Annotated in this window: 10 protein-coding genes; 5 read left to right on the top strand and 5 right to left on the bottom strand. The window is 42.6% G+C overall.

Features of this window, described 5'->3' with window-relative positions; translation table 11 throughout:
- The first annotated feature begins 266 nt into the window (after positions 1 to 266).
- Entirely contained in the window at positions 267 to 1,400 is a 1,134-nt protein-coding gene (locus ACED29_RS11925) for a MalY/PatB family protein (protein WP_182696740.1), read from the top strand.
- A 119-nt stretch (positions 1,401 to 1,519) separates the two neighbouring features.
- Entirely contained in the window at positions 1,520 to 3,682 is a 2,163-nt protein-coding gene (gene ovoA / locus ACED29_RS11930) for a 5-histidylcysteine sulfoxide synthase (protein ID WP_371697751.1), read from the top strand.
- Here ovoA and ACED29_RS11935 read toward each other — a convergent pair.
- Positions 3,654 to 4,787 carry an ADP-ribosylglycohydrolase family protein gene (locus tag ACED29_RS11935; RefSeq protein WP_371697752.1) on the bottom strand — a complete coding sequence of 378 codons (1,134 nt, stop codon included), beginning with the start codon at positions 4,785 to 4,787 and terminating at the stop codon, positions 3,654 to 3,656. The two genes, ovoA and ACED29_RS11935, sit on opposite strands and share 29 nt — an antisense overlap.
- A gap of 427 nt (positions 4,788 to 5,214) precedes the next feature.
- Between ACED29_RS11935 and nhaC the strand changes: the two genes are divergently transcribed.
- On the top strand, positions 5,215 to 6,615 hold the full coding sequence (nhaC, locus tag ACED29_RS11940) for a Na+/H+ antiporter NhaC (RefSeq protein ID WP_371697753.1): 1,401 nt from the start codon (positions 5,215 to 5,217) through the stop codon (positions 6,613 to 6,615).
- Between the two features lie 485 nt (positions 6,616 to 7,100).
- On the opposite strand, the gene ACED29_RS11945 is transcribed toward nhaC, so the two are convergent.
- The gene (locus ACED29_RS11945) at positions 7,101 to 7,295 is read right to left on the bottom strand and encodes a helix-turn-helix transcriptional regulator (protein WP_124015105.1); all 195 of its coding nucleotides are present in this window, start codon (positions 7,293 to 7,295) and stop codon (positions 7,101 to 7,103) included.
- Positions 7,292 to 7,708, bottom strand: a complete 417-nt coding sequence (locus ACED29_RS11950) for a hypothetical protein (protein WP_124015104.1) — start codon at positions 7,706 to 7,708, stop codon at positions 7,292 to 7,294. The genes ACED29_RS11945 and ACED29_RS11950 overlap by 4 nt, the downstream gene beginning before the upstream one ends.
- Positions 7,709 to 8,181: 473 nt before the next feature.
- Between ACED29_RS11950 and ACED29_RS11955 the strand changes: the two genes are divergently transcribed.
- A complete protein-coding gene (locus ACED29_RS11955; RefSeq protein WP_273057894.1) occupies positions 8,182 to 9,165 on the top strand; it encodes a nucleoside hydrolase in 984 nt (327 codons plus the stop codon).
- Between the two features lie 230 nt (positions 9,166 to 9,395).
- Here ACED29_RS11955 and ACED29_RS11960 read toward each other — a convergent pair whose 3' ends face one another.
- Positions 9,396 to 10,229, bottom strand: coding sequence for a mechanosensitive ion channel family protein (locus ACED29_RS11960; protein ID WP_124015102.1), 834 nt, complete (start codon positions 10,227 to 10,229; stop codon positions 9,396 to 9,398).
- A gap of 354 nt (positions 10,230 to 10,583) precedes the next feature.
- On the opposite strand from ACED29_RS11960, the gene ACED29_RS11965 reads away from it, so the two are divergent.
- Complete coding sequence (locus tag ACED29_RS11965; protein ID WP_124015101.1) at positions 10,584 to 11,759, top strand: type III PLP-dependent enzyme; 1,176 nt, start codon at positions 10,584 to 10,586, stop codon at positions 11,757 to 11,759.
- 83 nt (positions 11,760 to 11,842) lie between these two features.
- On the opposite strand, the gene ACED29_RS11970 is transcribed toward ACED29_RS11965, so the two are convergent.
- Entirely contained in the window at positions 11,843 to 12,058 is a 216-nt protein-coding gene (locus ACED29_RS11970; RefSeq protein ID WP_124015100.1) for a YdcH family protein, read from the bottom strand.
- Positions 12,059 to 12,103: the final 45 nt, after the last annotated feature.

Consider the following 12,103-nt stretch of genomic DNA (forward strand, 5'->3'; position numbering starts at 1 on the left):
CCGATATACTCTGTAGGTTTTTTAGGCTCAATAGTTTGTTAAGCCATTGCAGTGGAGAGCATAAGGGTTATGCTTTCAGCGTTATCGGTGGACACAAATCGATTTCAGCGTCGGCATAAATTGCCGCTAAATTTGCCAGCTCACGGACCGAGTCTAGCTGCACAGGTAGAGTAAAAGCATAACTAAGGCCAAACCAAGGGTTAATAGCAACAGGCTAAGTCAGCTATTTTCTGTAGGCTACCACATGAATAATCAAAGGATCCGCAATGAATTTCAGTGATAAACCTGACCGCAGATGGTCAAAAGCCCATAAATGGGAAAAATACAAAGGTACAGATATATTGCCTATGTGGATTGCTGATACTGAGTTTCGCTGTGCTGAACCTATTTTATCTGCCTTACATCAGCGCATTGATGATGGTCTGTTCGGTTATACCTCACCGGCTCACGATACAGATGCCTGTGAGGCCGTTGTGGCGTGGTGTCAACGTCAATATAACTGGAAGATTGATCCCAGTTGGCTAGTGTGGACTCCGGGTATAGTGCCGGCGTTTAATGTGGCTATTAAAGCATATTGCCAAACAGGGGATACGGTTATCGTACAAACACCCAATTATCCTCCTATATTAGCTGCAGCGGGTATTAATCATCTCAACCGAACCTGTATAGGTTCGATAAAAGTGGCAGGGCGCTGGACACTCGATTTTAATGCCTTAGAAGCGGCGGCCGCGGATCCCAAAGCCAGCTTATTTATTATGTGTAATCCAATGAATCCGCTTGGAACAGTCTTAAACCAAGCAGAACTCGACACAATTGCAGCAATATGCACAAAGCATGGCGTCATGCTGTGTTCGGATGAAATACACTGTGATTTAATTTTAGATGACGTGCCACATTTACCTGCCAGTGCGCACCCAGAGTTGGCTGAGCATTCAGTGACATTGATGGCCGCGAGTAAAACCTTCAATATTGCGGGATTAGGTACGTCTTTTGCTATTATTCCCAACGCAAAATTAAGAGCAGCCTTTAACCATGCCGCCCGTGGAATTATGCCATCGGTCACTGTGACAGGCCTTACTGCCACCAATGCAGCCTTCAGACATTGTGATGAGTGGCATCAACAACAAGTGGCTTATTTAACAGAAAATCGCGATTATTTAGTCACTGAAATTAACAAAATCGACGGTTTAAAAGCTATCGCACCCGCGGCAACTTTTTTACTCTGGGTTGATGCCAGCGGGTTGCAAGTTACCGATACGCAAGCCTGGTGTGAAGCCAAAGGTGTCGGCCCATCAGCGGGCAGAGACTTTGGTGATAAAGACTGTTTTCGCTTGAATTTCGGCTGTTCACGAGATTATTTAGTCGAAGCCATTAAAAAACTGCAGGGCAGAGACGTTTAACCGCCGGCAAAACTTTTGTTTTTTTACGGGTAATATCAATATAAAGTAAAAAAATTGACCCTTCATCCAGTAGTTACTCGTATAAATGTAGAATAAGAATTAAGGGAACGTGTTCCACGATGACATTACCTATACAAAACGCTCAAGAAATGGCTAAACGATCGACAAAGTTTGTTGACTCTGGAGCATTGCGCAGAACCCCTAAACTCAACAGTGGCACCGTGGATGATAAGCGCCAAGAAATAGCGCTTTACTTCACCAACACCTTTGATACCTATACGCAACTGTTTGATTGTTTGCGCGATGATGCCGGTTTTTATCAAAAACCTATCCCCTTGCGCCACCCGCTTATTTTCTATCTTGGGCATACGGCCACTTTTTTCATCAACAAGCTACTATTGGCAAAACTGATACCCGATAGGATTAATCCTCATATGGAATCAATTTTTGCGGTGGGTGTTGATGAAATGAGCTGGGATGATCTGTCTGAAGACAGTTATGACTGGCCCAGTGTTGCTGCGGTAAAAGACTATCGCGCTAAAGTACGTGCCACAGTATTAACATTAATTGATACCTTGGACCTGGTGCTACCCATTGATTGGGACAATACCTGGTGGCCTATCGTCATGGGTATTGAGCATGAGCGTATCCACCTTGAGACGTCGTCGGTACTCATTCGCCAACATGAATTGGCCAAAGTCCAGCCATTACCTCAATGGCAAGCTTGCAAAGATACTGGCCAAGCTCCAAAAAACAAACTTATCAGCGTTGCCGCTGGCTCAGTAAATCTTGGCAAATCACTTGATAGTGCCTTCTATGGCTGGGACAACGAATATGGCCAACATCAGGCAGAGGTCGCTGAATTTAAAGCCAGCCAATATTTAGTCAGTAATCAGGAGTTTCTCGAGTTTGTTGAGGACGGTGGATATGAGCAAAATCGTTTCTGGAGCGATGAAGGCCTGGCTTGGCGGCAATTTACTGAGGCGAAACACCCAGCATTTTGGCGTTGGCATAATGGCTGGTATTTGCGCTTGATGACGGAAGAAGTTGATATGGCTTGGGACTGGCCTGCTGAAGTTAACTACCATGAAGCGAAAGCGTTTTGTGAATGGAAAACAGTAGTAACCGGGCAACAAATTCGCATGCCAACTGAAGACGAATGGTATCGCTTGTGTGCACAAGCGGGCGTCGAAGAGTTGGGGAATAGTGCCGCCAATGCTAACTTGCATCTTGACCATTTTGCCTCATGCTGCCCGGTAACGCGCTATCAACATGGTAATTGGTTTGATGTAGTGGGCAATGTATGGCAATGGACCGAAACGCCGATTTACCCGTTCGATAACTTTAAAGTACACCCATTGTATGACGATTTCACCACGCCAACTTTTGATGGTAAACACAATCTGATCAAAGGTGGCTCATGGATTTCAAGTGGTAATGAAGCACGCCTTAGTGCACGTTATGCATTTAGGCGTCACTTTTTGCAGCATGCAGGATTTCGCTATATTGCCTCTGAAGTGGAGGCAACGTCTCATAAGGCTTACTACGAAAGTGACCAGTTGCTGTCAGAATATGCAGAGTTTCACTTTGGTGACACCTGGTATGGCGTAGATAATTTCCCTAAAGCCTTAGCTGATATTGCACTTGAGGCAATGAAGGGTAAACCCACTGTTAAAGCCCTTGATCTAGGCTGTGCCTGTGGCCGAGCAAGTTTTGAGTTGGCGCGTCAGTTCGATGAAGTAGACGGTATTGATTTTTCTGCCAACTTTACTCGCCTAGCGGCTAAAATGGCACAGCAAGGCGCAGTGCGTTATGCCCGAGCGGAAGAAGGCGAATTAGTGAGCTATCATACTCGAACCCTGCAAGAACTAGGGTTGGAAGCTTATGCAAACCGTGTCGCATTTCATCAAGGTGATGCCTGTAACCTCAAACCCCAATTCACTGCTTATGATTTAGTGCTAGCAGCTAATTTGATTGATAGGCTCTACCAGCCAAGCCGTTTTCTGGCGGATATGGCACAGCGCATCAATGATGGCGGTTTGCTTATTATTGCATCGCCTTACACTTGGCTGGAAGAACATACACCCAAGGCAGAATGGATAGGGGGTTTCAAAAAAGATGGTGAAAACTACAGCACGTTAGATGGCTTGAAAGATCAACTATCAAGCCACTTTAAGTTGATCGGTGAGCCGCGCAAAGTGCCGTTTGTGATCCGTGAAACTCAGCACAAGTTTCAGCATACCTTGTCTGAACTTACGGTTTGGGAGCGCTTGCCACGCTGATAAGCGCCTCAATTTCCTCAGCAATCAATTTGTGGTCTACCAGTTGTTCAAACCAGCTGGTGGCCACAATGTCGCTTTGCAATCCAAGCAAGGTTCCCAGCACTATGCCGCGATGTACGTTGTCGCCGCCTAAGTTAGTATTCACTCGCAGTGCTTGCCAAGGATCATGTTGGTATTTACAGGCCAGATACAAGACCACAGGCCAAGAATCTGAAATATAACATGCCCTTGAAAACACTTGGCCGACGACCTGATTGTCGGGCACATTACGTTTTAACAGACCGGCCAAATTAGTACTCGTTAAGCCTTTACTTGCTTCAAGTAAAAGTGCTTTCGCGCTGGCCTCATCCGGCCCTTCCATCAGAGCACACAAGAGTTGTACGTAGCTATCACACACCTGCATTAAGGATTCATCAGGATGGGTTAAGGCCAAATGCGCTCGGCAGGTAATCTTTATTTCGGCTTCGCTTATGCCCTTAAGTCGTTCTGAAAACACCAAAGGCGCTATGGTTACCAATGCACCAATGGATGCAGTGTCGTGAGTTATCATCCCACAATTTTCAGGCTTGCGTCCCTGTGCTAAGTTAGCAAAAAATCCTCTATGGTAAGACTCTGCATAAGTATCGGGATGAGAGGCGGGAGTCATTGTCATAAAGTCAATGTAGGCATTAACAAATGCTTGTCGGTCGTAGCGTTGTGGCGAACTCGCCAGAGTACGCATCAGTACGCGAGCGCAATGGGCGTTAAGGGTATTTTCACCCGCCTGCATGCCTTGATGATAATGCACATTCGGTCTGTCCCAAAACTGAGCTTTATCTTTTAAAATAATATCGCCTATTACTTGCGGCGGCTGATTGTGAGCATCATGTCCCTTAGACGACCGAGCATTGGATTGTCGCCCTCCTTTGTGTTTTGAGTGCAATGACATAATAGATGAAGGGTGAAACTCAGGTGCAGCTTCAAAGCGCTGAATACCACCCGTAAAAGCACGCTCGATTTCCATTGGTTGATAATACCAATGCACTGGCATGGCTAAAGCATCAGCAATAAAGCTTGTTTTAAGTGCCCAGGTAACGCGAAGTGGCTGAGAAGGATTGTGATTCATGGTAATGCCTCTTTCACATGGTATAAAAGCACTCGCATCTAGATTAGATACAGCAACAATGGATAACCAATGGATAATTTTTACGATGTGAATATTGATTAAAAACGTCTGTGTTTATACTTGATACGTGATTTATACAAAACTAGACGTTTTTTTAAGGCAATAGGTTAAATTTATTTCGCAAGCATAATCTTCACCCCGACAAGTACAACCGCTTTTTGAGTGTGTGGAAGATATAGAGGACGTAACAGATTATGTACAGCAATCTATGATGATATACCTGTTGATTTGGCTTTTGCTTCGGGGCTAAACCATTGCGGCTAAAAGATGAAAGGTTTATTTTTGATATCCTGCTTGTTTATAGTTTACCCAATTATCTGTACTGATATACTCAGCTTTATCTCAATTGTTACCATAATGTGTGCCAATGTCTGTAATTACGCCTAACTTACCCCGTAGCCCTAGTTTTTTGCAGTCTCTTATCTGTTTTAGCGTGATTATCATCACCATTGCAGGTGGGCTTTTTGGTCTAGGCATCAGCCTGCATACATTGATGTTCCTGTGTCTGTTGTGGGTAGGACTCAACGCTTTTAGTCTTGGTTACGGCTATATACATATACGTGAGTTGATGACTAACGCCCTCACCAGAGCCATGCCTGCCATCTATATATTTATATTGATCGGCATGGTGATTGCCAGTTTTATGCACAGTGGAACCATCGCCACGCTGATTTATTATGGCCTTAGTTGGCTGAGTCCGAGTTTGTTTCTGGCTGTCGGTTTATTACTGTGCGCCTTGATGTCGCTAGCAACTGGAACATCTTGGGGTACCGTCGGCACCTTAGGCGTGGTTTTTATTGGCATTGGTTCTGCCATGAATATTCCCCTGCCTTTGGTTGCAGGTATGATTGTCTGCGGTGCCACCTTCGGTGATAAAATGTCGCCGATTTCAGATACCACAAACCTCGCCGCTATGAGTGCTGGCACCGATCTTTATCGACATATTTATGCCATGCTGTTCACCACAACGCCGACCTTTATCCTCACTTTCTTAATATTTTTAGTGATCGGATTGAACTATGGCGAGCAAAATATAGACTTGGCAGAGGTCACTTCAATTCAAACAGCACTTGCTAACAATTACAGCCTTACGCCGCTGATCACCTTATTACCCCTGATTTTACTCGCGGTACTGAGCATTAAAAAAGTGCCCGCTGAAGTGACTATGTCATGCAGTATTATACTTGCTGTGTTAATTGCGATTTTTTATCAGCAACAAAGTGCTATCTCTGTGCTAAATGCGCTGTGGGAAAATACGCCCGAATCAACCGGTATTGCCAGTTTAGATGCTTTGCTTGGTCGCGGTGGCATTAGCAGCATGAGCTGGACCTTACTGCTGGCGTTAATGGCTATCGCGCTAGGCGGAATTTTGCACGGCGCGGGATTTCTCAGCGCACTATTAGCCGGTATTATAAAAAGAGTGCAGCGCACCGCCACCCTTATTGCGACGACGATTATGTCCGGCTTCTTAGGTAACATTGCTATGGGTGAGGCTTATATTTCGATTATTCTAAGTTGCCAACTGTTTAAGCCCAAATATGAGCAACAAAATGTAGAGGCAGCCATTCTTTCGCGCTCAGTAGAAGAAGGGGCCACTATGACCACAGGCCTTATTCCGTGGACCACGGCCGGTGCCTTTTATACTGCCACTCTAGGGGTAAACGTACTTGACTACGCACCCTATGCTTTTTTCAACTACCTTAATGCCATCATAGCAGTGGCAATGGCCGCCTTTGGCATTGGTCTTCTCAAACCAAACCTGCGCTGACATAAAGGAGATTAATCTTATATCAGTGAGTAGGGCTTTTAGGGTTAATACTGTAAATCTGGTCAATGCTTGAGTTGAATCGACCGCTGTGGTGTTTAACATGTATTGTAGAGAATATGGATTATCCCTCTTAAGCGTCACAGTGGCCTTTTAATATAAAAGGCCTATTTTACGTTTGAAATATACAGGCTAAATAGTCAAACTCAGTTAACGTTAAGGGTGAGTTGTCTTACCTCTCTAGTTGTTTGCCCACTGTTTTAATGATGTTCACATACCCAATAAAATGACGTTAATCCATAACCGAAGAGTTAAATATTAGCGTTCAATAAGCTTAATTAGCGTCACAATGCTAATTTTATCTCTGTCTTTCATGCGGTTTTATGAATCCAATTTAACTCAATAAAGCCTAAAATATCCTCTGTTAAACACAAGTTTGATTTTGCATAATATGGGTATTTTATAATGTTTATTTTTAATGCTACTAGCTAGACTTCGTCTTCAAAAATGCTTTCAATGGGTAAGTTAAACAATCTGGCTGCTTTAAAGGCTAATGGTAAACTGGGATCAAACTTACCGGTTTCGATCGCATTAATGGTTTGCCTAGAAACATTAAGTAAATCAGCTAGCTGTGCTTGGGTAAAGCCTTGCTCTGCTCGGAGCACTTTTAAGCGATTTTTCATTGGTACTTCCTATGACCTAGAATTATGCCAACTAAATAGCTTAGGCTCATGATAATGACCAAATGTGAAATCTCAGCATGACCGCTTATTAGGTTAGTGGTGTCTAAATTTGAGTAGCTTAAACCAACTATTAACCCCACCCCTAGACTGAGTCCCATCGCATGTAATTGAATTTTTTGCTGTAGCTCATCTAGGCCAAGTAGTTGGCGGCGGTTGGCCATAATCATCCCAATACCAATTATAAAGTTAATCCCAATGGCCAGAGCTGTGATGGCTTGTTGTTGCCACAGATATATTGGGCCAAAGTTTGCTATGGCCATAGTGATCACCCAAGCGAAGGTCCACTTTGCTAAGCGAGCAGTGTTTTGTTTGTTGGCGTTTTTCCAGTCTCGTGGATCTGATTGTGATGACATGATTAATACTCCTTTGGTCGTGTTTGTTTGTCATTAAGTAAAGTAAGCTTGACTTAAGTTAACGCAACCTCACAATAAATGTCAAGCACGCTTTACTTTTGGTCGTGGCTTAAATTGATGATAGAAGCAAAACCCTTAACTAAGCATCACCTTGTGTCATTCGAGTGATGAATGAACTTATTTATGGTTTTTAGCGAATGAATAAATGAATAAATGAATAAATGAGTGATTAAATATGAATGTAAGCGCATAACTGAGGGCACTTTTAGTTGCAAGTTTAGGCGCTATCACACTTACATCATGATGATTTTTGTATAGTGCTAAGTCACTCATGAGCCTCTGTGTATTTATATTGGACTAAAGTGTCGACTATCTTGTTGATATACATAGAAGTGTCTATGAGTATCATCGCCAAATAGCCAGTAAAAATCATTTTAATCAATTCACCTAAATTGAGTAGGACAGCTATCCCCATGATAACTAAAATTATATTAGACACAGATCCCGGTATTGATGATGTATTTGCGATTCTATTTGCCCAAGCGCATCCAGCAATTGAACTAAAAGCGATCACCACGGTTTATGGCAATGTGACCATTGAAAATGCGACCCATAATGCGCTTTATCTTAAGCAAAAATATCAGTTACAGGCTGATATTGTCACAGGTGCGAGTAAACCTATCGTACGATCTCCGCTAGGACCTACAGTAGTTGTTCATGGCGAAGGTGGTTTTGGTGATGTCATGGTTCCTTCTGAGGTCGAGGGGCAAGCGGATCCTCGTCCTGCATATCAATATATTATCGATACAGTAAAAGCCGAGCCAGGTGAAATTACCTTGGTCGCTATCGGTCCGTTAACTAACCTTGCACTCGCGCTTCAGGCTGATCCCACGATTGTTGATTTAGTTAAACAAGTGGTCATCATGGGTGGGGCCTTTGGTGAGAACAATCACAGTGGCAATGTGACTCCATTTGCTGAAGCCAATATTCATGATGACCCTCATGCGGCTGATATGGTTTTAACCGCCTCTTGGCCTGTGGTAGTGATTGGTTTAGATGTCACCGAGCAAAGTTTCTTTACCCGAGAGTATCTTGATAAGTTGCGCGATGATGCTGGTGAGGTAGGCCAGTTTATTTGGGATATTAGCCGGTTCTATTTACGGTTTTACAGTGAAAAAGTTGGCCTCGAGGCTTGCCATGTACACGATCCATCAGCGATTGCCTATGTGATTAATCCAACGCTTTTTACTCTTAGAGAAGGGCCAATACGGGTCGTGACCGATGGAGTCGCTGAAGGAATGACTATTCAGAAATTAGATAGCCGTGTGTATCTGCATGATGAATGGATGAGTAAGCCCTCACAAAAGGTTGGTGTTGCAGTAAAAAATCTCGAGTTGTTGGAGTTATACCGCAGCAGTATCATCGAATATGCCGCACGCTTGAAACCATCCAGTTAGTGAATTAACGTAAAAGTGCAGTTGTATTTACTCAGATAACGGTGCTGTTATTGGCTGTTTTGTGCCGGCTGAGCCACTGCGATGTAAAAATTGCATAGCATGCAGACTCGTTATATTGGGTGTAACCCTCGCGACTTTTAGTTAGACGTTAGCTTATGCTGCAACGAGGGAGGCTAAGCGTTATGTGCTGGCCTCCATAGCGCTGAAGACTAACCGCCCAAATGCTAATACTAGCGCTGTAAATGAATTTCCTTCACAGGACATGGGATAGTAATGTTTGCTGCCGTTAGCGCCTTCATAATAGCTAAGTTAGTGTGATATTTTTCTTCATAGTAACGTTGTGTTGGCACCCAATAGCGTACGCCAATCTCAATACCGATAGCATTAAAGCCATTGATGCCAACCAAGGGTTTCTTTTCTTGATAAATCGCAGGTGAGGCGGCTAGTACAGCGTTTATTAATTGGATAATGTGATCGGCATCGGCTTGATAATCAATATTAAATTTATTCTCAACCAGCTTATAAGCGAATGAGTTATGTAAAATCTCGCCAATAATATGTTTGTTGGGGATGCTGATCTGCTCACCTTCTTCATTCGTTAAAATGGTTTGGCCTAATTTTATTGTCTCGACAACACCACTAACATCCTTAATTTCAATGGTATTGCCCACCACAAAAGGGCGGGTAACAATAATTGTAACGCCAGCAGCATAATTAGCTAGCATGCCCTGTAATGCCAAGCCTGCACCTAGAGATGCGGCACCAATTGCAGCCACCATAGGTGTTACGCTAATTCCCAGTTTGCCTAAACAAATTACCGCGACCATTACGATAATGATTATTCTGACTAAGTTTGAGGCAAAATTACTGAGGGTGATATCAATGTTATGTTTTTGCAGTTGAGCGGCGACTATGCTGGCAGCTTTACTAGCAAGCCAAAGCCCCAATAAGAAAATAATAATTGCGCCTGCGATTTGAAAACTATATTCAATGACAAACTCAGTGATGAGACTATAAACATTTTGCAGTTGTTGGAGCTCTTGATCTAAACTGGGTTCGTTCATTTAATGTTCCTTATTGAAGATCATTGAGTTGATATCAACCTAGATAATAACAACTTTCCATACTCAGGGCTAAATCTGAGGCGAGTGTAAAAGCCATCATAGTGAAATATTTTACCGGCTTCATGCGCATTATCTTCACGAATGACTATACTTTTAGGCACAAAAGCGAATCAATAATGCGGATAAGTGGGTTGGCAATTTAGACATTTTGATTAAATTGCTTTAAAGAATAAAAAACTACACTTCCTGCATAAAAATTCGTTGCGTAATGATTAGAAATATCGTTTACTGCGCATGTTTTTACACAATAGCATTGACACTTTTTTCGCCCAACTAACAGGAGGCACTGGCCTAATGAGCCAATTTCAATCGATTGATGTTGCAGATTATTATGACAAGGACACGTTTGACCGCATTAAGGCATTTGCTGAAGATAAGCCAACGCCATTTGTCGTTATTGACACCCAAATCGTTGCGAAACAATACGATGATATGGTTACCAATTTTCCTTTCGCAAATATTTATTATGCGGTTAAGGCAAATCCGGCCAAAGAGATTTTAACTTTATTGCGAGATAAAGGTTCAAACTTTGATATTGCATCCATTTACGAACTTGAAATGGTGACGTCGATAGGCGTTTCTACTGATCGTGTTAGCTACGGCAACACTATTAAGAAACGTGTAGATGTTCGCTCTTTCTATAAGCAAGGCGTTCGTATGTTCGCTTCAGATTCTGAAGCTGATTTACGTATGATTGCTGAAGAAGCCCCAGGTTCAAAAGTATATGTACGTATTTTAACTGAAGGTACCCACACCGCTGACTGGCCTTTATCGCGTAAGTTTGGTTGCCAAAATGAAATGGCTTATGACTTATTAGTGTTAGCAAAAGAGTTAGGCTTACAACCTCATGGTATTTCGTTCCATGTAGGTTCACAACAACGTGATATCGGTGCGTGGGATTCTGCTATCGGCAAAGTAAAAAGTATCTATGACCGTTTAAAAGAAGAACATGGCATCGTACTTAAAATGATTAACTTAGGTGGTGGTTTTCCTGCTAACTACATGGATAAAACTAATGAGTTAGGCATTTATGCACAGCAGATTAAGCATTTCCTAGAAGAAGATTTTGGTGATGAATTGCCTGAAATCATTTTAGAACCGGGTCGTTCATTACTTTCAAATGCCGGCGTATTGGTGTCTGAAGTGGTGTTGATTTCACGTAAGTCGCACACCGCTTTAGAGCGTTGGGTATTTACTGATGTGGGTAAATTCTCTGGTTTAATTGAAACCATGGACGAAGCCATTAAATTCCCTATCTACACTGACCGCAGAGGGGAGTTAGATAAGTGTGTGATTGCCGGACCAACCTGTGATAGCGCTGATATTATGTACGAGCATTACAGTTATGGTTTACCGGTTGATCTTGCTATTGGTGACCGCATGTATTGGTTAACTGCAGGTGCTTACACCACCACATACTCGGCAGTCTGTTTTAACGGTTTTCCGCCACTTAAAGATTATTACCTTTAACTGATTGGTTTTAGATATCATTCTTTGTAAGACAAAAGGACGCTAGTGCGTCCTTTATTTTTATCTGTGACCTGAACTTAGTTTTATTCCTGATGGCTTTTTAACATCTCAAATATTTGTTCTTTAAGATGTAATCGCTTAGTTTTCATTAGTTTGAGCTCTGGTGTAGCATCGCTGCTACTGTGTTTTTCTAATTCGGTAATTTCTGCATCAAGCTGATTATGTTCATTAAATTTTTTTAAAAAATGATTATCAGTTGTTTTAAGTGTTGTAATTAAATCTCGGTACTCTGGAAACATACGTGACTCCTTATAAGTTAAGTTGACAATGCCGATCTCATATCG

It is taken from the genome of Shewanella sp. 5S214 (assembly GCF_041439795.1).
Taxonomy (GTDB): domain Bacteria; phylum Pseudomonadota; class Gammaproteobacteria; order Enterobacterales; family Shewanellaceae; genus Shewanella; species Shewanella vesiculosa.